This is a genomic window from Glycomyces sp. NPDC046736, assembly GCF_040645615.1.
Classification (GTDB): domain Bacteria; phylum Actinomycetota; class Actinomycetes; order Mycobacteriales; family Micromonosporaceae; genus Glycomyces.
Genome location: NZ_JBEYYO010000002.1, coordinates 278757 through 297844 on the forward strand (window position 1 = coordinate 278757; position 19088 = coordinate 297844).

Consider the following 19088-nt stretch of genomic DNA (forward strand, 5'->3'; position numbering starts at 1 on the left):
CCACCCGGTATTGCGGCGCCGCCGATCCTGATGTTTAATTGTGTTGGATCTTGAGCGAAGGAGAGGCGACATGCTGGCGCAGCAGCGGCAGACCCGCATCGCCGAACGCGTCCACCGCACCGGCGCGGTGCGCGTGGCCGAACTGGTCGAAGAGTTCGGCGTCTCGGACATGACCATCCGCCGTGACCTCGAAACCCTCGCCGACCGCGGCCTGGTGGCCAAAGTCCACGGCGGCGCCACGGCCGTCGACTTCGGCTCCACCGCCGAACCCGGGTTCGCGGTCAAACAGGTCCGCCAAGAGGCCGAGAAGCAGGCCGTGGCCGACGCCGCCGCGACCCTCGTGGGCCCCGGCCAGGCCATCGCCCTGTCGGCCGGGACCACCACCTGGACCCTCGCCCACCGGCTCACCGACGTCCCCGACCTCACCGTCGTCACCAACTCCGTGCCCGTCGCCGACGTGTTCTACCGCTCGGGCCGGGCCGACCAGACCGTGATCCTCACCGGCGGCGTGCGCACCCCCTCCGACGCCCTCGTCGGCCCCTTCGCCGTCGCCTCCCTCGAGCGCGTCAACGTCGACACCGTGTTCCTGGGCGTCCACGGCATGTCCGAACGCGCCGGATTCACCACCCCGAACCTCCTCGAAGCAGAGACCGTCTCCACCCTCGCCGCCAAAGGCCGCCGCCTCGTGGTCGTGGCCGACCACACCAAGTTCGACGTCGTCGGGATCGCCACCATCGCCGCCTTGAGCGACGCCGACGTCATCGTCACCGATTCCCTCCTCGACGAGGAGGCCCGCAGGGCACTCGCCTCGCACGTCGACCAAGTCGTGCTCGCGCCCGTGCCCGAACCGGGAAAGCGCAACACCCACGAGAAGAGCCCATGACCGCGTTCTGCCTGGAATCGGGCGTCCTCGCCGACGGCCGCCAGATCCTCTACTTCAACACCGCCGACGGCGCCGGGCGCGCCTCGTTCGCCGACAAACGCGACCTCGGCGAACGCGCCCGCGCCGGGCACATGCGACACGACGTCCTCCGCGACGAGTGGATCGCCGTCTCCGCCGGCCGCAACGCGCGCCCCCAACTGCCCGTCGACTGCCCCCTGTGCCCCAGCCGCGACGGCGAACTCACCGAAGTCCCCGCCCCCGACTACGAGGTGGCCGTCTTCGAGAACCGGTTCCCCAGCTTCGGGGGTGCCCCCGGCGAGAGCGGCCACACCCACGGCATCGAAGTCAGCGCCCCGGCCACCGGACGCTGCGAAGTCGTCTGCTTCTCCGCAGACCACGACGCCTCGCTCGTGGACCTCCCGCCCGAACGCGTCGCCCTCGTCGTGGCCGCCCAAGCCCAGCGCACCGCCGACCTCGCCGCGCGCGGCGACGTCGAGCAGGTCTTCTGCTTCGAGAACCGCGGCGTCGAGATCGGGGTGACCCTGCACCACCCCCACGGCCAGATCTACGGCTACCCCTACGTCACCCCCCAGACCTCCCGGCACCTCGACGCCGCCCGCCGCCACCGGGACGAGACCGGCCGCAACCTCTTCGGCGACATCCTCGAAGCCGAACGCAAAGGCCCGCGAGTCGTCGCGGCGAACGACCTGTGGACCGCGTTCGTGCCCTACGCCGCGCGCTGGCCGTTCGAAGTCCACCTCTACCCGAACGAGCGATTCGCCGACCTCACCGAGCTGCCGAGCGCATACATCGAGGCGTTCGCACCGCTTTATCTCGATGTGCTGCGCCGCTTCGACGCGGCGTTCCCCGAGGGCCGCATGCCGTACATGGCAGGCTGGCACCAAGCCCCCGTCCGAGAAGGACGCGACCTGGCCTGGCTGCGGCTGGAGATCGTCTCCAACCGCCGCGCCGCGGGGAAGGTCAAGTTCCTGGCCTCGTCCGAGTCGGTCATGGGCGGCTTCGTCAACGACCTCGGCCCCGAGAAGGCCGCGCAGATACTGAAGGATGCCTTGTGAAATACCTCGTCACCGGCGGTGCCGGCTACATCGGTTCGATCGTCGCCACGATGCTCCTCGAAGCGGGACACGACGTGGTCGTCCTCGACGACTGCTCCACCGGCGCGGCCGAGCGCGTCCCGGCCGGGGCGACCCTGGTGCGCGACACCGTCCAGAACGCCGCGGCCGTGCTCGACTCCAGCTTCGACGGCGTCCTGCACTTCGCGGGCCTCATCGCCGCGGGCGAGTCCATGGAGAAGCCCGACATCTACTGGGAGGCCAACACGGCCGGGACGTTCGCGCTGCTCGCGGCGATGCGCGAGGCCGACGTCAAGACCCTCGTGTTCTCCTCCACCGCCGCCGTCTACGGCAACCCGACCGAGGTGCCCATCCGCGAAGAGGCCGTCAAGGCCCCGACCTCGACCTACGGCGCCACCAAGCTCTCCAGCGACATGGCGATCGCCTCCGAGGTCACCGCGTACGGTCTCGCCGCGGTCTCGCTGCGGTACTTCAACGTCGTCGGCGCCTACCAGGACCGCACCGGCATCTGGCACGGCGAGAACCACGAACCCGAGACCCACATCATCCCGATCGCGTTCGACGCGGCCTCGGGGCGGCGCGAGAAGTTCGCGATCTTCGGCGAGGACTACCCGACCCCTGACGGGACCTGCGTGCGGGACTACATCCACGTCGCCGACCTCGCCGAGGCCCACCTCCTGGCCCTCGATTCGGCCCAGACCGGGGAGCACCGGATCTACAACCTCGGCAACGGCACCGGCTTCTCCAACAAGCAGGTCGTGGCCACCGTCAAGCGCGTCACCGGCGTCGACTTCCCCGTCGAGTTCGGGCCGAGGCGCGCCGGCGACCCGGCCGAGCTCGTGGCCTCCTCCGAGCGGGCCAAGACCGACCTCGGCTGGAAGCCCAGCCGCGACAGCCTCGACCGCATGGTCACCGACGCCTGGGAGTACTACCAGCATGCCCGCGCATAACACCCCGGACCCGCACGCCGAGGCGCTGGCCCGGACCGCCGCGGAGGCATTCCGTACGGTGTACGGTGAAGAGCCGGAGGGGGTGTGGGCCGCCCCTGGGCGCGTCAACCTCATCGGCGAGCACACCGACTACAACGACGGCTTCGTGATGCCGTTCGCGCTGCCGTTCTACGCCGCGGCGGCCGCCTCCAAATCCGAGACCTGGGAGTTCCACTCCACGTACGACGGCGGATCGACGGTGCGCTCCGGGCGCCTCGACGGGCCTGCTGTCCAGCGGGTCGACGGGTGGGCCGCCTACCTCGCCGGGGTCGCGTGGGCGCTGGGCGAGTCGGGCTATCCGGTGGGGCCGGTGCGGATCGCGCTGTACTCGGACGTGCCGCACGGCGCGGGGCTGTCCTCGTCGGCCGCGCTCGAATGCGCGGCGCTCATCGCGCTCGCGGACCTGTACGGGCACGAGATCGACAGGGCTGAGGCCGCGAGGATCGCTCAGTTGGCCGAGAACGAGTACGTGGGCGCGCCGACCGGGGTGCTGGACCAGTCGGCCTCGCTGCTGTGCAGCGAGGGGAACGTGATGTTCATGGACTGCCGCGACCTCTCGCGCGAGCAGGTGCCGTTCGACCTGGGGCCCGAGGGGCTGACGATGCTGGTCGTCGACACGCGGGCGCCACACCGGCACGCCGACGGCGAGTACGGTGCGCGTAGAGCCGATTGCGAGGAGGCCGCGCGACTGCTCGGGGTGAGCCACCTGCGGGACGCTCCGGCGGACGCGACGCTCGCCGACGACCGGCTCAACCGGCGGATGCGCCATGTGCTGAGCGAGAACGAGCGGGTCCAGGCCACGGTGTCGATCCTCAAGGGCGGCAACGTGTCCGGGATCGGCGATCTGTTGACGGCCTCGCATGTGTCGCTGCGCGACGATTACGAGGTCTCCTCGGTCGAACTCGACTCGGCCGTCGACGCGGCCCTTGGCGCTGGCGCCCTGGGCGCCCGCATGACCGGCGGCGGCTTCGGCGGCAGCGCGATCGCGCTGGTCCGCGTCGAGGACGCCCCGAAGGTCGAGACGGCGGTGCTCGAAGCGGCGGCGAAGGCCGACCTCCCGGAGCCGAGAATCTTCACGGCGAGAGCGGCGGCGGGCGCGCACCGAGTCCTCTGAGTCCGAGTCAGAACGAAGGCGACGCGGCTGCGGCTCGGCCCCAATGGGGCCGAACCGCAGCCGCGTCCGTACCCCGCGGTCGGGCGTGTCGCGATGCAAGCGCCCCCGGTTTCAATGATGGCGGAGGGGTGTGACACGTCAAGCGGGGCTCGTGATGTGACTGAGGTTCGCGTGCGGGCGCTCTCGTGGAGGGGGCGTGATCGCTCTGCCATACTCCGGGCATGGATCTCCTTCAGCTGGTGCTTCGGTACCTTCACCTCGTCGGATTCGCTGCGGTGCTCGGCGGGTGGCTCGTTTCATGGCTCGGCGGGAAGCGGAACTTCAACACCGCGATGCTGTACGGGATCGCGACGCAGCTGGCGACCGGGATCGTCCTGTTCGGGCTCGCGGCCGCCGGGGACGACGCCAATCACGCCAAGCTCGGGGTGAAGTTTCTGCTGGCGCTGCTGCTGGGCGTCATGATCGCGATTCCGGTGTGGAAGAAGCGCGAGACCATCGCCGCGGGCCACTTCTTCGCGACCGGCGCGCTCATCGCCGTCACCGCCGGAGTCGCCGTCTTCTGGCAGTGACGCGGCGACCCCTCGAATTCACCGGTTCGTCACACGGCGTGGGCACGCGGAGCTGCAATGTCGCCGTAGTGCAGGCGAAACACCAGTTCATCACTGGTCTCAGTCATAGGATGTTTCGGTAACGAAATCATCAAGGACAGTGTCAAAGGCCATCGAGTACGGCCATGATTAGGCGGGTATCGACTTACCCCCTTGAATCGTCAAAGGAGACCGAAATGGCTGTCAAGCCGTTCAAGCTGGCCCTGGCGGGCTTCTCCGCCGTCGGCCTCGCCGCGCTCACCGCCTGCGGCGAAGCGCCCACCGACAACGGCAGCGACGGCAACGCCGACGCGTCGTTCCTGGCCTGCATGGTCACCGACTCCGGCGGCGTGGACGACAAGTCGTTCAACGAGTCCTCCTGGGCCGGCATGCAGAAAGCCGAGGACGAGAACGACGACATCAAGGTCGCCTACAAGGAGTCCTCCTCCGAGGCCGACTACGACCCGAACCTCCAGGCGTCGGTCGACGACGACTGCGACTTCATCGTCGGCGTCGGCGGCCTCATGTCCGCCAACGTCACCACCGCGGCCCTGGCCAACGAGGACATCCCCTTCGCGATCGTCGACGGCGGCCCCTCGGACGCCGACGGCAACCCGGTCGAGGCCGACAACGTCTACTCGATCCAGTTCGACACCGCCCAGTCGGCCTACCTCGCCGGCTACGTCGCCGCGTCGCAGACCGAGACCGGCATCGTCGCCACCTGGGGCGGCATCCAGATCCCGCCGGTGACCATCTTCATGGACGGCTTCGCCGAAGGCATCGCCAAGCACAACGAGGACAAGGGCACCGACGTGCAGCTCCTCGGCTGGGACGAGGCCGCGCAGTCCGGCACCTTCCTCGGCAGCTTCGAGGACACCGCCGCCGGCAAGAGCACCTCGGACACCTTCATCACCCAGGGCGCCGACATCATCTTCCCGGTCGCCGGCCCCGCCGGCATCGGCGCTCTGACGGCCGCCGCCGAGAACGACGCGGTCTCGGCCATCTGGGTCGACACCGACGGCTACGAGTCCACCGAGTACGGCGCCGAGCTCATCACCTCCGCCGAGAAGGGCCTGGCCAACGCCGTGCACGACGCGGTCCTGGCCGCCTACAACGGCGACACCGGCTCGGGCACCTACGTCGGCACCCTCGAGAACGAAGGCGTCTCCCTCGCCCCGTTCCACGACTTCGACGCCGTGGTCTCCGACGAGACCAAGGCCGAGGTCGAGGCGCTCACCGCGCAGATCATCTCGGGCGAGATCGTCGTCCAGTCCCCGGCCAGCCCGGTGACCGAGTAGCGACCGCTTCGAGCTCTGATTCGCAAAGGGACGTTTAGTGCGACTTGAACTGAAGGGCCTGACGAAGAAGTTCGGCTCGTTCACCGCAGACGACGACATCGACCTCGTGGTCGAGCCCGGCCAGATCCACGCCGTCCTCGGCGAGAACGGCGCGGGCAAGTCGACGCTCATGAACATGCTCTACGGGATCCTCCAGCCCACCAGCGGAGAGATCCTCATCGACGAGGAGCAGGTGGCCTTCTCCGGCCCGGGCGACGCGATCGCCGCCGGGATCGGGATGGTCCACCAGCACTTCAAGCTCGTGGGGCCCTTCAGCGTCGCCGACAACGTGCAGCTGGGCCGAGAGCACACCCGCACCGCGGGCGTGCTCTCGGCCTCGGCCGCGCGCAAAGCCGTCCTCGACGTCTCGGAGCAGTACGGACTCCGGCTCGACCCCGACGCGATCTGCGAGGACCTCCCCGTGGGCGTCCAGCAGCGCGTCGAGATCGTCAAGGCCCTCTCCGGGCCCAAGACCGAGCTGCTCATCCTCGACGAGCCCACGGCGGTGCTCACGCCCGCCGAGATCACCGAGCTGCTCCAGATCATGCGCAACCTCGCCGCGGCGGGCACGTCGATCCTGTTCATCTCCCACAAGCTCAAAGAGGTCCAGGCCGTCGCCGACACCATCACGGTGATCCGGCGCGGCAAGGTCGTGGCCGAACTCGAGCCGACCGCCTCCGAATCCGAGATGGCCTCGGCCATGGTCGGCCGCGCCGTGTCCCTCCAGGTCGACAAGACCCCCGCCCAGCCCGCCGAGGCCCGTCTCGAAGTCAAGGGCCTCACCGTGGTCTCCGGCGCAGGCGTCAAGGTCCTCGACGAACTCGACCTGACCGTCCACTCCGGCGAAATCGTCGGCCTCGCCGGCGTCGAAGGCAACGGCCAGACCGAGCTGGCCCGCTCGATCCTCGGCCTCATCAAGCCCGACGCGGGCTCGATCGCCGTCGACGGCGAGGACGTCCAGGGCCGCAGCCCCGCCCGCCGCATCGCCGACGGCCTGGGCTACATCCCCGAGGACCGCGGCCGCGACGGCCTCGTGGCCGAATTCTCCGTGGCCGAGAACCTGGTGCTCAACCAGTACCGGGACCGGCCGTTCGCGAGCCTCGGCATGGTCAACGCCGCCAAGGTCCACCAGCAGGCCGTCGACTCCATCGCCGAGTTCGACATCCGCACCCAGTCCCCGGACGAGTCGGCCTCGTCCCTGTCCGGCGGCAACCAGCAGAAGGTCATCATCGCCCGCGAGTTCTCCCGGCCCCGCCGGTTCCTCGTCGCGGCGCAGCCCACCCGCGGCGTCGACGTGGGCGCGACCGAGTTCATCCACTCCCGCCTCATCGCCGAGCGCGACACCGGCACCGGAGTCCTCCTCATCTCCTCCGAACTGGACGAGATCTACGCGCTCGCCGACCGCATCGCCGTGATCTACAACGGCCGCATCGTCGGCGAGGTCGCCCCCGACACGCCCCGCGAGGTCATCGGCCGCCTCATGGTCGGCGGCCAGATCAACGCCGAGACCGAAGCCGACGCCACCACCGATGAGCCCAATGGAGGTGACCGTTGAGCACGGAATCCCAGACCCCCGACGAGCAGCCCGAAGCGCCGGAGCGGATCGAAGCCCTGCCCGAGCCCGAGCAGCCCGAGCCCCGGCCGAACTTCATGCGCCTGTTCGGCCGCTACCTGTCCGAGGCCAACTCGGTCATGGTCACCGTCTACTCGCTGCTGCTGGCGTTCTTCATCGGCGCGGTGCTGCTCATCGTCTCCGACGAGTACACCCGCTCGACCTGGACGTACTTCTTCGCCCGGCCCCAGGACGCGCTGCTGAACTCCTGGTACCTGGTCAGGGACTCCTACCTCGCGCTGTTCGAGGGCTCGATCCTCAACCTGAACACGCTCGACAAGTTCATCGCCGGGACCGCCGACTTCGGCGACCTGCTCCGGCCCCTGTCCGAGACGCTCACCTACGCCACCCCGCTGATCTTCACCGGCCTGGCCGTGGGCCTCGCCTTCCGCGCGGGCCTGTTCAACATCGGCGCCCAGGGCCAACTCATCTTCGGCATGCTCGGCGCGCTCATCATCGGTTTCAGCCTTGACCTGCCGATCTGGCTGCACCTGCCGCTCGCGGTCATCGCGGGCGCGGTCGCCGGCGGCCTGTTCGGCGCGATCCCCGGCGTCCTCAAGGCCTCCACCGGAGCCCACGAGGTCATCTCCTCGATCATGCTGAACAACATCGCCGCGCTGTTCCTGGTGTGGGCGATCAGCACCCAGTTCCTCCACTCCGAGACCAGCTCCCAGCTGGTCACCAAGCCTGTCGACACCTCGGCGCGGCTGCCCACGCTGCTCTCCTCGCTCAACGAGACGCTGCGCGTCAACCTCGCGCTCGTCATCGGCGTGGTCGTGGCGATCGTGGTGTGGTGGCTGCTCAACCGCTCCACGTTCGGGTTCCGCATCCGCGCCGTCGGGTTCAACGAGCACGCCTCGGCGACCGCGGGCATGCACATCGGCCGCACGTACACGACCACGATGGCCGTCTCCGGCGCCATCGCGGGCCTGGCGGGCGCGGCCCTCGCGCTCGGCGTGGGCGCCTCGGGCGTCACCAACAACACCGCGCTCGAATACGGCTTCGACGGCATCACCGTGGCGCTGCTGGGCCGGGCCAACCCCGGCGGCATCGTGGCCGCGGCGGTCCTGTTCGGCGCGCTCAAGGCCGGGTCGCTCTCGGCCCAGCCGGACGTGCCGGTCGACATCTCGATCCTGCTCCAGGCCATCATCGTGCTGTTCATCGCCGCGCCCGCGCTGGTCAGGGCCATCCTGCACCTGCGCACGCCGCGCGGCGGCCTGGTCACCCTCGAAGCGAAAGGCTGGTGAGCCCCATGGCAGTGGACACCATGACCGCCGCCCCGTCGTTCGTGGACGAGAGCAAACCGGTCCGCCACGTCAAGGCCGCGTCGATCCTGCTCGGGCTGACCGTCCTCATCGTGGTGGGCATCCAGCTCGTGGGCATGGGCGAGACCGCGACCGTGGCCTTCGACCGGACCCTCACCGACCTGCGGTGGGCCATGCCCTCCACTGTGGTCGTCTACGTGCTCGCCTTCGTCGTGGCGGGCCTTGCGGGCTGGATGTTCAAGGGCCTGCCCAAGCGCTGGTTCAAGGTCGCGGTGGCCGTTTCGGTCACCGCGATCGTGCTGATCCTCTTGATCTGGAACTACTCCCAGACCGGCACGGTCTTCCGCGCCGAGTCGATCCTCGCCGGGGCCCTGTTCCTTTCGCTGCCTTACGTGTTCGGCGCGCTCTCGGGCGTGGTGTGCGAGCGCTCCGGCGTGATCAACATCGGCATCGAGGGCCAGTTCCTCATGGGCGCCTTCACCGGCGTCCTGGTCGCCAACATCACCGGCAACGTCTACGCCGGGATGGTCGGCGCGATGCTCGCCGGGCTGCTCTCGACCATGCTCCTGGCGCTGCTGGCCACCAAGTACCAGGTCAACCAGGTCGTGGTCGGCGTCATCCTCAACCTGCTGGCGCTGGGCTTCACCAGCTTCATGTACGACCAGCTGAAGAAGGCCGAGGGCTTCAACTCGGCGTTCACGATCCCCACGATCTCGTGGGGCCCGCTCGCGGACATCCCGATCCTCGGCCCGGTCTTGTTCCAGCAGAAGCTGTTCGTGTACGTGGGCCTGGTGCTCGTGTTCGTCGTCTGGTTCCTGCTGTACCGCACCAAGTGGGGCCTGCGCACCCGCGCGGTCGGCGAGCACCCGACCGCCGCGGATTCGATGGGCGTCAACGTCAATCGGCTCCGGTTCTGGAACGTGACCCTCGCCGGTCTCATCTCCGGTTTCGGCGGCGCGTGGTTCACCATCGCGAACTCGTTGGCGTTCAACAAGAACATGACCGCCGGGCTCGGGTTCGTGGCCCTCGCGGTCATGATCGTGGGCCGCTGGAACCCGCTCGGTGTGCTCGCCGGGGCGCTCATCTTCGGCTTCACCACCCAGATCGCCCGCGACCTCGACGCGGCGGGCGGCGCGCTCATCCCCGGGGACTTCCTCAAGATGCTCCCGTACGCGGTCACCCTCGTGGTCGTGGCCGGGCTCATCGGCAAGTCCAGGGCCCCCGCGGCCGATGGCGTGCCGTACAACCCGGGGGACAAGTAGCGCATGGCGACGCACGACATCGACTGGGACACGTTGCGGGCCACCGCTCGCGAGGCCATGGGCCACGCGTACGTCCCGTACTCGAAGTACCCGGTCGGCGTGGCCGGACTCGTGGACGACGGCCGGATCGTCTCGGGGTGCAACGTCGAGAACGCCTCCTACGGGCTGACCCTGTGCGCCGAGTGCGGCATGGTCTCCCAACTGGCCGCCACCGGCGGCGGCCGCCTGCTCGCCATCGCCTGCGTCGACGGCGCGGGCGAACCCCTCACCCCTTGCGGGCGTTGCCGTCAGCTCCTGTTCGAGCACGGCGGGCCCGAGTGCCTTGTGGACGACCGGCCCGAGCCGACCACCGTGGGGGCCTTGCTCCCCGGGGCGTTCGGGCCGGGCCACTTGGCATGAATGGCGCCTCCAGCCGGGGCGCCGCACACCGTCTAGTGAGGGAATGCCAATGATCACCGCTGTCGACGTCATCCGCACCAAACGGGACGGCGGCGAACTGTCGACCGCCCAGATCGACTGGGTCATCGAGAACTACACCAACGGCACGGTCGCCGACGAGCAGATGTCGGCGCTCAACATGGCGATCTTCCTCAACGGCGCGAAGCCGCGCGAGATCGCCGACTGGACCGCGGCGATGATCCGCTCGGGCATCAAGCTCGATCTGTCCTCTGTGGGCAAACCATGCGTGGACAAGCACTCGACCGGCGGCGTGGGCGACAAGATCACGCTGCCGCTGGCCCCGCTCGTGGCCGTGTTCGACGTGGCCGTGCCGCAGCTCTCGGGCCGGGGCCTGGGGCACACCGGCGGCACGCTCGACAAGCTGGAGTCGATCCCCGGGTTCCAGGTCGACATGACCGAGGCCCAGGTCCTGGAGCAGCTCAAGGACATCGGCGCGGTCATCTGCGCGGCCACCGGCGACCTCGCCCCGGCCGACAAGAAGCTCTACGCGCTCCGCGACATCACCTCCACTGTGGAGTCGATCCCGCTCATCGCGTCCTCGATCATGTGCAAGAAGATCGCCGAAGGCGCCGACGCGATCGTGCTCGACGTCAAGGTCGGCTCCGGCGCTTTCATGAAGGACTTCGCCCAGGCCCGCGAGCTCGCCGAGACGATGGTCCGCCTCGGCGCCGACCACGGCGTCGACACCCGCGCGCTCCTGACCGACATGTCGATCCCCTTGGGCCGCACCGCGGGCAACGCCCTCGAGGTGCGCGAATCGGTAGAGGTCCTCGCGGGCGGCGGCCCCGCCGATGTAGTCGAGCTGACGGTGGCCTTGGCGAAGGAAATGCTCGCCGCAGCAGGCCAACCGGACGCCGACCCGGCCGCCGCTCTGGCTGACGGCCGCGCGATGGACGCCTGGCGCAAGATGATCACCGCCCAAGGCGGCCAAGTCGATGCGCCGCTTCCGATCGCGCGCGAGACCGAGGAGATCACCGCAGGCGCCGACGGCTTCGTCACCGAGATGGACGCCTACGCGGTCGGCGTCGCCGCCTGGCGCCTCGGCGCAGGCCGCGAACGCCCCGGCCAACCCGTCCAAGCCGGAGCGGGCATCGAAATCCTCAAGACCATCGGCGAACCGGTCAAGGCAGGAGACCCGATCTTCCGCCTCCACACCGACACCCCCGACCGCCTCCCGGCCGCAAAAGAAATCCTCGCCGACCAATGGCGCATCGGCACAGAACCGACCAAACGAACCCCGATCATCCTCGACCGAGTCACGAGCTGACAGGCAGCGAACCGGGCGGCGACCTCGAAGAGGTCGCCGCCCGGTTCGCTGCCCATGGTCAGTCGCTTTGTCTGCGTGCCATCGCCTTTGCCACGAGCAGGGAGGCGCGGGCGCGGTACTCGCCTTGAGGGAGTGAAGCGGCGATGCGCTCGGCGCGGGCCGTCGAGGCGGTGCTCAGCTTTTCGATCAGGTCCAGCAGGGCGCTGTTCCGCTCGGCTGGGTCGCCGATCATGCGGGCGACCTTCTCGGCCCGACGCGGATCTGGGGCGGCGAGGGCCAATGCGGCTTCGCGGAGGCACTCGTCCCAGGCGGCCGTCTCGATCGAGAGCTCCCCGGCTATCCGCTCGGAGTTCGCGGGCACCAATGGGGCCCAGGCGATCATGATGCCGGCCAGTGTCGAGTTTCGAGTGGCGGCCGCGCTGTCGGGGAAGGCTCTCGCGCCGCGTTCGGCGGCTTCGAGCAGCTCCACGGCCCGGTTGCGATCGAACGCCGCGAGCTCGGATGCCAGCTCTCGCAGCAGCTCGGGTCTGGTGGGGTCGTCCTCGTCGAGCTGGAGCGCGTAGTGGACGGCTTCGTGCAGATAGCGCTCGGATCTGATCGAATCCTCGGGAGTCATGGCGCGACTGGCGCCGATGAGCGCGAGCGACTTCGCGTGGCCGGTCGCCACGCCGGGTTCGATGGAGTCGGCGGCTTCGATCGTGAAGGCCGGAAGGGTTTCAACGAGTCGTCGCGCGAGCAGTGCCGCCGCCTCGGCCCGTGCCTTCGGTGGATTGATCCGGCCGAGAGCGGATTTGGCGAGCGCGGTGGAATCGATGGCCGCGCCGATCACGAACTGCGTGAAGGCGAGTGACTTCGCGTGCTGGTTCTCGATGGTGTCGGCGATGGACAGCGCCGCTTCCGGCATCACAGGAGCGATGCCTTTGACGAGGCCCACCAACATCTTGTCGGCATCGGGAGCGGTCTTGACGGCGCGGGCGAGATCGGTGAGGCGCGAGGGTGCCACCGTCGCGACTGTCGCGGCGATCGACTCGATGGCGGGGCCGCGATCGAGATGCGGCGAGTAGCTGGACTTGACCAGTTGAACGGCGTGTCCGGGATCGACCCAGGCGTATCCCTGCGCCAGTTCGAGCAGGGCTCGGCGTCGCCGCTCGTCGTCGCGTGCGGCGCGGGCGATGCGCTCGGCCGCCGCCGCCATGCCCTGGGCGGCCACATGCCCGGATTCGCTCGCCGGTCCGATCGCCTTGAGGTAGCCGGCGAATCGGCGGTCGTCGTCGGGGTCGAGTTCGAGAAGGCGCTCTGCGAACCGGGGTGCGGGGCTCGCCAACTGTTCGGCGAAGTGCGAGAGCTGCCCCAGTTCTGCCTCATCCTGGAGCCCCGTGACGCGTTCGATCTCGTCGAGGAGCCGGTCGAGGAAGGTCGACTCGGCGTGATCGGTGGTCGTGAGTTCGTTGAGCAGGCAGTTGAGGAGTTCTCCGCGCTGCTCCCTTGACGCGCATCGGTCGTTGAGGGTGTTGAAGAGCCCAAACGCCAGTGAGTGGTCGATCCGCAGGAGGGAGGTCGCGAGGTCGGCGAGGCTGTCGATCTCCTCGTCGGCGAGCGCTTCTGGCGAGAGGTCGACCTCGTCCTGTGCCAGCAGGGCCGCGGCGACCGTGGGGTCGACGTGGGCGATGCGCCGAGCGGCCTCGATCAAGTAGGACTGCTTCAGCGGGGTTTCGAGCGTTTCGATGAGCCCGTCGTTGAGGGAGTCGAGGAGCGTGTCGAGCATGCTCGGTTCTGCGCTCAAGTGGGACCGGGCGGCGTTGATGAGGCTGTCGCTGAACTGATCGTTGTGCGCTTCCGGGGTTAGCGCGGTGAGGAACAGCGAGCACAGTCCAGTCAGTACGGGAACACTGTGGTAGACGCCGTCTTCCATGAATCTGGCGCTGAGGCACACATGCTCCAGTATGGAGAGGATCAGCTCGGTCTCGTTCTCGGGGAGGAGGTTGGCGTAGGCGATCTTCGCGGTGGCCTCGTCCGGTGAGGAGTATCCGAGACCGTCGATGAATTCGGTCAGGAAGTCGCGATGCCGATCGAACAGGCCTGAGACCAGCCCTGTGACCACGAGCTGTCTCGTGTGGTCGAGCGGGAGTCCTTCGAGGATGCCGACCGCCCACTCGGGCTTGGCGTCGGCGGCTTCCGCGACGGCGTCGATGACGACCTCCTCCCTTTCGGGATCTTCGAGGTGCGTCCACAGCGCGGCGTCGACGGCTTGGCCCAGCATGTGTTCGAGGCGGTCTCGCGCGGTGGGCAGGTTCCATTCGGGGACCGGCGACGCGGCGGGCTCCGCGGGCACGGGTCGAATGTCGGTGTCGGCCGATCGCGTCGTCTCCGATGCGCTGAGCGCTGGCGGGACTTCCAGTACCGTCTCCGGAGCCGCTGGCTCTACAGGCGGTGCTTGCGTGGGGATCGTCGGCGCTCTGCGGGCCAGGATGATCGAGCCTGCGCCGTTGAAGTAGTACTGGGGTTTTGCTTGGCCTGGGCGGTTGAGTTCGAGTTTGACGTATTCGTAGAGCTCTTGGGTGGTCAGGTGGAGTTGCGCTTCGGCGAGTTGGAGTCCTCGGACCAGCACTTCGGTGAAGGGGCTGGGGCCGCCGGGGCGGGTCTCGTCTATCGCCAGTTGGTTCGCCGCCGAGCTGGTCAGGACGCATCTGCCGCTCCCCGTCGCCTCCACCATGAGCTTGCCGCCCCGGAAGCCGCCGCTGTGGCAGCAGTCCAGAACCGTGATCGTCGCCGCCGCAGGGGATTCGTTGATGAACTCTTCGACGTCCTCCTTGTAGCGCAAGGCTGTGGACCGGAGGCTGCTCGTTTGCGTGTCGCTGGCGCACAGGTGGAGTCGGTTTGAGATGTCGAGCTTGCCGTGGCCGCTGTAGTAGAGGAGCAGCACGTCGTCGCGGGTCGCGTCGTGGATGTAGAACTGTTCGAGCTCGACCCTCAAGTCCTGGACTCGCCGGTCGAACAGCGGCTCGATGTCGGGGTCTTCGAACATCCCGAAGTCGGGATGGGCAAGGGCGGCCTGGAGGGCTTTGACATCCTCCTTCGGGCCGTGGAGTTCAGGGAGCCCGCCGGGGTCGCGGTAGTAGATGGAGTTGCCGATGAGCAGGGCTCGGTAGCGGGGTTTGGGCATCAGCGGCCTTCGAGGGTGCGGCCGATCGACTCGGCGAGGGACTGCATGGAGCGCTGGTCGATGTTTTCACCCGTGAGGGTGATGTGCCGATCGGTGTCGCCCTCGGACCAGCTGACCTTGAGCGAGCGCGTCTTGTCGCGTCCGATCCACGCCTTGAAGCACGCCACGCCTCCGGCGATCGCGGCCGGGGAAAGCAGCGCCAGGACCACCGTCTCCAACACGCCCCTGGTGCCCTCGGCACCTTCGTTGGGGCGCAACGAGACCGACCCGGCCTCGCTGCCGAGCATCCGATGCAGTTCTGCCAGTTCGTTCCGCCATTGCGGGCTGTCGGGGGCGTATTTGCTCGTCTCGGCTTCGATCCTGACTTCGACCATGGTGGACGCCTTTCGGGCCGGGCTCTCCATGGTATGACCGCGCCGCCTTCCGCGCAGACCGCGTTAGAGGAGCATCCCGGTGCGGAAACCGGCGGCGACCGCGTGGGCCCGATCCCTCACGCCGAGTTTGCGATACAGACGCCGGGCATGGGATTTGACGGTGTCCTCGCTGAGGAACAGGAGCCGGGCGATCTCGGCGTTGCTGAGGCCGTCGCTCATGGCCCTCAGGACGCCCAGCTCGCGTTCGGTCGGCATGGTCCCGTACTCGGACGCGGCGGGGCGCTGGGCGGGGACGCTCGGGCGGGGCCAGTTCGCGAGCATGCTGCACACCAGGGCGGACACGAGCTCGTCGGCGTGGTCGCCGGTGCCGAACACGCCGCGGGCTCCGGCGTCCACCGCCTGCGCCGTCAGGTGCGGACCGTCCACTCCCATCACGATGATCGCGGTCCGGGGCCAGGTGGCCCGCATCCGCGCGAGGAACGCCGCGCCGCAGGACAAGGCCACGGCCGCGTCGAGCACCACCACCTCCGCCGGACGGGTGACGAGCATGGTCAGGGCCTCCTCGCCCGAGTCCGCGCTGCGGACCGCATGGTCGATGCCGTGGCGGGCGGCGAGCGCGGTGATCGTTTGCGGCCTGGAGAAGACCTTGGAGCAGATGAGGACTGAGAGCATGGCGGGTTCCTGTCGGCAGTGGACGCACAGCGGTCCGGCGACGTTGCATCGGTACCTATAGATTGACGCTTGAGCGCGGTTTCGGTCGTTGGCAGGCGTGACAGCGTTTCGACCGGCGCGTTGTTCCCGCACACAGCCCGCGCGAGGGGCGGTTGCGATCCAGATGGCGAAGGCCGCGGAGGTGACGGTGGCGATCATCGAATCGACGAGCAGCACTGCGAGAGAGATCATTCGGCGCATCGGCGACGGCGTTCCCGAGCTGGCCGAGCGGATCACCGACCGCATCTTCAAGGAGATCCCGGTCTACGCCGCGGGCGCGGTGGCGCCGCGTGAGGTGGTGCTGCAATCGGTCAAGGTGAACGTGCAGGACGCGTTCGACCGCCTCGCCGGGCGCAAGTTCGACCTGGCCAGTGCGGTCATGACCGGTCGGACGCGGGCGCAGGTGGGGATGCCGCTGGCGGATCTGCTGTCCTCGTTCCGGATGGGGTACGACGAGACGTGGGAGGCGATGATCCGGGCCTCCCGTCTGGCGCCGGCCATTCCCGCCGCCGAGGTCGTCAACCTGTCGCGCAACTGGTTCCACCTGCACAACCTGGTCGGCGACACCCTGATCCACGCGTATCGCGAAGAGGCGCAGCATTTGCTGCTGACGCGCGAGCGGGAGCGGGCCGCGCTGGTGAACGTGCTGCTGTCGACCGACATCGGGCTGGCCACGGTCGTGGAGGTCGCCGACAAGCTGGGGCTGCCGGTCGAGGGGGAGTTCGTGGTGGTCGCGGCGGCGACGGGCCTGGGCGAGGATCCGATTCCGCGGATCGATTCGAGCCTGTCGGCGATCGACGTGGGTTCGGTGTGGCATCTGACGCAGGACGCGCTGGTCGGGGTGCTGTCGTTGGAGAAGGCGTCCAAGGCGGCCGCGGCCTTGGAGGTGCTGGGGCGGGGCGCGACCGGGCCGGTCGGGGTCAGTCCGGTGTTCACGCAGCTGCGGCGATCTTCCTGGGCGCTCGGGTTGGCGCAGTTGGTGCTCAGTCGCCACCCGGGAAGCACCACTGTGGAGCAGTTCCGGGACGACCCGATGAACGTCCTGGTGGCCTCGGCCCCGGACGCGGCCCAGGAGACCTCCCGGACGGTCTTCGGCGCGCTCCTGGATCTCCCGGCCCACCGCCGGGACCTGCTGCTGGAGACGTTCGTGGCGTGGATCGAAGCGGGAGGCTCCGCGCAGGCCACCGGCGAGGCGCTCACCTGCCACCCCAACACCATCCGGCATCGCTTGCGCCGCATCGAACTGGAGACCGGCAAGAACCTCACCCGCCCGGGTGATGTAGCCGAACTCGTGGCCGCCTGCCACGCGTGGACGCAACTGCCGCCGCAGACGTGGAACCGATGATCCCCATTAGTGGAATGGAACATTCCCTTCTGATATAGTGGCGGTATCAGCCCGACCGGACCACCGGATCGAGGCCGGAACCGAAGGGACGCATCATGACCGACTGGAAGCTCCTCACCGAGGCCCACACCGCCCTGCTCGACACCGTTACCGGCCTCGGCGCGAACGACTGGGCGAAGCCCACCCCCTGCGCCGACTGGAACGTCGCCCAAGTCCTCCAGCACGCGGTCGGCGACCAGCTCGGCTTCTACGCCGCCATCACCGGCGGCCAAGGCCCGACCTTCAACCCCTTCGCCCCCGACGGCGAACTCGCCGAAGACCCGGTCGCACTCACCGCCTCGGCGCTGGCACTCTCGGCCGAGTCCTGGGCGGGCATCGCGAAGGACGCCGCCGAAGTCGCGGTCCCCGTGCCGCCCAACGTGCTCGACGCGCACACCGCCGTCGGCGCCTGCGCCCTCGACTCGGCGGTCCACGCCTGGGACATCGCGGTCGCGACCGGCCGCCCACAGCCCCTCTCGCCCTGGGCCGCAAGCGAAATCCTCGTTGCCGCCAAGCAGATCGTCGAACCCCTCCGCGCCTGGGGCGCCTACGCCCCCGCACTCGAAGCCCGCGAAGGCGACGACGAGATCGCCACGCTCCTGCGCTACCTCGGCCGCGATCCGCGTTGGGCCGCAGCGGCCTGAGGCGATCGGCGCAGCAGCGTCCACCCGTTCGGCTCGAAAACCCGTAGCCTGGAACGCAGTGCGCGGGATCGGGTCGAGCGTCTTCGGTTTCGCCTTGTTCGGAAGGAGAGTCGAGCATGTCCGACGTCGAGTTGCCGCCTGGTATCGACCCGAATATTCCGGCCACCTCTCGCGTCTATGACGCGTTGCTCGGTGGGACCACCAACACCGAGGTCGACCGTGTGGCCGCGGAGATCTTCGCCCAGCACATTCCGCAGGCACGAGAGTGCGCGCGGCTCAACCGGAACGCGCTCATCCGCGGCGTGGAGTACCTCGTGCGCGACGCGGGGATCGACCAGATCATCGACATCGGGTGCGGGCTGCCCACCGAGCAGAACACCCACCAAGTGGCGCAGGAGATCAACCCGGACGCGCGAGTGGTCTATGTGGACCACGACCCGATGGTCGTCTCCCACGCGACCGCGCTGCTGGCCGAGAACGAGCGCGCCATCGTCATCGGGGCCGACCTCACCGACCCAGCCGACATCCTGGCCCGGCCCGAACTGCGCGCGCACCTTGACTTCTCGCGTCCGGTCGCACTGCTCATCGTCGGCATGATCATGCAGATCAGCGACGAGCAGGGGCCGAATGAGATCGTGGCGACCCTCATGGGCGCCCTGCCCTCCGGCAGCCACCTGTTCATCACCTCCTGGCCCGACACGGGCGAACCGGCGCAGGCCGCGCTCTCGGCGGCCTGCATCGAGACGCTCGGCAACGGCTGGATGCGTCCGATCCCGGTGCTGGAGAGCCACTTCCTCGGCATGCCGTTCGTCCAACCAGGACTGGAGTACATCCCGCGCTGGTTCCCCGCAGAGCCCGACCGCGACGTGCCCGCCGTCGACCGGCTCGAACCCTACGAGCGCACCCAGATGGCCGCGATCGCCCGCAAGCCTTGAGCCTCGCG

General features: G+C 68.9%; 17 protein-coding genes. 14 read left to right on the plus strand and 3 right to left on the minus strand.

Annotated features, from left to right (window positions below; translation table 11 throughout):
- Positions 1-70: 70 nt before the first annotated feature.
- From AB0B28_RS03210 to AB0B28_RS03260, 11 genes are all read left to right on the plus strand, one after another.
- On the plus strand, positions 71-883 hold the full coding sequence (locus tag AB0B28_RS03210) for a DeoR/GlpR family DNA-binding transcription regulator (RefSeq protein WP_360115626.1): 813 nt from the start codon (positions 71-73) through the stop codon (positions 881-883).
- Positions 880-1959 carry a galactose-1-phosphate uridylyltransferase gene (gene galT, locus AB0B28_RS03215; RefSeq protein WP_360115629.1) on the plus strand — a complete coding sequence of 360 codons (1080 nt, stop codon included), beginning with the start codon at positions 880-882 and terminating at the stop codon, positions 1957-1959. Before AB0B28_RS03210 ends, galT begins: the two co-directional genes overlap by 4 nt.
- Positions 1956-2927: a UDP-glucose 4-epimerase GalE gene (gene galE, locus AB0B28_RS03220; protein ID WP_360115632.1), complete on the plus strand. Its 972-nt coding sequence runs from the start codon at positions 1956-1958 to the stop codon at positions 2925-2927. The genes galT and galE overlap by 4 nt, the downstream gene beginning before the upstream one ends.
- Positions 2914-4080, plus strand: coding sequence for a galactokinase (gene galK, locus AB0B28_RS03225; RefSeq protein WP_360115635.1), 1167 nt, complete (start codon positions 2914-2916; stop codon positions 4078-4080). Before galE ends, galK begins: the two co-directional genes overlap by 14 nt.
- 221 nt (positions 4081-4301) lie before the next feature.
- A complete protein-coding gene (locus AB0B28_RS03230) occupies positions 4302-4649 on the plus strand; it encodes a hypothetical protein (RefSeq protein WP_360115638.1) in 348 nt (115 codons plus the stop codon).
- Positions 4650-4864: 215 nt separating this feature from the next.
- Positions 4865-5965, plus strand: coding sequence for a BMP family ABC transporter substrate-binding protein (locus tag AB0B28_RS03235; RefSeq protein ID WP_360115639.1), 1101 nt, complete (start codon positions 4865-4867; stop codon positions 5963-5965).
- Between the two features lie 37 nt (positions 5966-6002).
- Positions 6003-7559, plus strand: a complete 1557-nt coding sequence (locus AB0B28_RS03240; RefSeq protein WP_360115641.1) for an ABC transporter ATP-binding protein — start codon at positions 6003-6005, stop codon at positions 7557-7559.
- A complete protein-coding gene (locus AB0B28_RS03245; protein ID WP_360115644.1) occupies positions 7556-8863 on the plus strand; it encodes an ABC transporter permease in 1308 nt (435 codons plus the stop codon). Before AB0B28_RS03240 ends, AB0B28_RS03245 begins: the two co-directional genes overlap by 4 nt.
- Positions 8864-8868: 5 nt before the next feature.
- The gene (locus AB0B28_RS03250) at positions 8869-10143 is read left to right on the plus strand and encodes an ABC transporter permease (protein WP_360115647.1); all 1275 of its coding nucleotides are present in this window, start codon (positions 8869-8871) and stop codon (positions 10141-10143) included.
- A 3-nt stretch (positions 10144-10146) separates the two neighbouring features.
- Entirely contained in the window at positions 10147-10542 is a 396-nt protein-coding gene (locus tag AB0B28_RS03255) for a cytidine deaminase (RefSeq protein ID WP_360115650.1), read from the plus strand.
- Between the two features lie 49 nt (positions 10543-10591).
- A complete protein-coding gene (locus tag AB0B28_RS03260) occupies positions 10592-11869 on the plus strand; it encodes a thymidine phosphorylase (protein WP_360115653.1) in 1278 nt (425 codons plus the stop codon).
- Positions 11870-11927: 58 nt separating this feature from the next.
- Here AB0B28_RS03260 and AB0B28_RS03265 read toward each other — a convergent pair whose 3' ends face one another.
- The 3 genes from AB0B28_RS03265 to AB0B28_RS03275 form a co-directional block, all read right to left on the minus strand.
- A complete protein-coding gene (locus tag AB0B28_RS03265) occupies positions 11928-15032 on the minus strand; it encodes a caspase family protein (protein WP_360115656.1) in 3105 nt (1034 codons plus the stop codon).
- Positions 15032-15406, minus strand: a complete 375-nt coding sequence (locus AB0B28_RS03270; RefSeq protein ID WP_360115659.1) for a hypothetical protein — start codon at positions 15404-15406, stop codon at positions 15032-15034. The genes AB0B28_RS03265 and AB0B28_RS03270 overlap by 1 nt, the downstream gene beginning before the upstream one ends.
- 63 nt (positions 15407-15469) lie before the next feature.
- Complete coding sequence (locus tag AB0B28_RS03275) at positions 15470-16078, minus strand: response regulator transcription factor (protein WP_360115662.1); 609 nt, start codon at positions 16076-16078, stop codon at positions 15470-15472.
- A gap of 163 nt (positions 16079-16241) precedes the next feature.
- Between AB0B28_RS03275 and AB0B28_RS03280 the strand changes: the two genes are divergently transcribed.
- The 3 genes from AB0B28_RS03280 to AB0B28_RS03290 all read left to right on the plus strand — a co-directional run bounded on the left by AB0B28_RS03280 (position 16242) and on the right by AB0B28_RS03290 (position 19080).
- Positions 16242-17462, plus strand: a complete 1221-nt coding sequence (locus AB0B28_RS03280; protein WP_360115665.1) for a helix-turn-helix domain-containing protein — start codon at positions 16242-16244, stop codon at positions 17460-17462.
- 95 nt (positions 17463-17557) lie between these two features.
- Complete coding sequence (locus AB0B28_RS03285) at positions 17558-18145, plus strand: TIGR03086 family metal-binding protein (RefSeq protein ID WP_360115668.1); 588 nt, start codon at positions 17558-17560, stop codon at positions 18143-18145.
- Between the two features lie 116 nt (positions 18146-18261).
- On the plus strand, positions 18262-19080 hold the full coding sequence (locus AB0B28_RS03290; protein WP_360115671.1) for an SAM-dependent methyltransferase: 819 nt from the start codon (positions 18262-18264) through the stop codon (positions 19078-19080).
- Positions 19081-19088: the final 8 nt, after the last annotated feature.

Bases quoted from the DNA above. Each gene is read 5' to 3' on its own strand.
- AB0B28_RS03210 (WP_360115626.1), top strand. From the start codon at position 71: ATGCTGGCGCAGCAGCGGCAGACCCGCATCGCCGAACGCGTCCACCGC.
- galT (WP_360115629.1), top strand. From the start codon at position 880: ATGACCGCGTTCTGCCTGGAATCGGGCGTCCTCGCCGACGGCCGCCAG.
- galK (WP_360115635.1), top strand. From the start codon at position 2,914: ATGCCCGCGCATAACACCCCGGACCCGCACGCCGAGGCGCTGGCCCGG.
- AB0B28_RS03230 (WP_360115638.1), top strand. From the start codon at position 4,302: ATGGATCTCCTTCAGCTGGTGCTTCGGTACCTTCACCTCGTCGGATTC.
- AB0B28_RS03235 (WP_360115639.1), top strand. From the start codon at position 4,865: ATGGCTGTCAAGCCGTTCAAGCTGGCCCTGGCGGGCTTCTCCGCCGTC.
- AB0B28_RS03250 (WP_360115647.1), top strand. From the start codon at position 8,869: ATGGCAGTGGACACCATGACCGCCGCCCCGTCGTTCGTGGACGAGAGC.
- AB0B28_RS03255 (WP_360115650.1), top strand. From the start codon at position 10,147: ATGGCGACGCACGACATCGACTGGGACACGTTGCGGGCCACCGCTCGC.
- AB0B28_RS03260 (WP_360115653.1), top strand. From the start codon at position 10,592: ATGATCACCGCTGTCGACGTCATCCGCACCAAACGGGACGGCGGCGAA.
- AB0B28_RS03265 (WP_360115656.1), bottom strand. From the start codon at position 15,032: ATGCCCAAACCCCGCTACCGAGCCCTGCTCATCGGCAACTCCATCTAC.
- AB0B28_RS03270 (WP_360115659.1), bottom strand. From the start codon at position 15,406: ATGGTCGAAGTCAGGATCGAAGCCGAGACGAGCAAATACGCCCCCGAC.
- AB0B28_RS03275 (WP_360115662.1), bottom strand. From the start codon at position 16,078: ATGCTCTCAGTCCTCATCTGCTCCAAGGTCTTCTCCAGGCCGCAAACG.
- AB0B28_RS03280 (WP_360115665.1), top strand. From the start codon at position 16,242: ATGGCGAAGGCCGCGGAGGTGACGGTGGCGATCATCGAATCGACGAGC.
- AB0B28_RS03285 (WP_360115668.1), top strand. From the start codon at position 17,558: ATGACCGACTGGAAGCTCCTCACCGAGGCCCACACCGCCCTGCTCGAC.
- AB0B28_RS03290 (WP_360115671.1), top strand. From the start codon at position 18,262: ATGTCCGACGTCGAGTTGCCGCCTGGTATCGACCCGAATATTCCGGCC.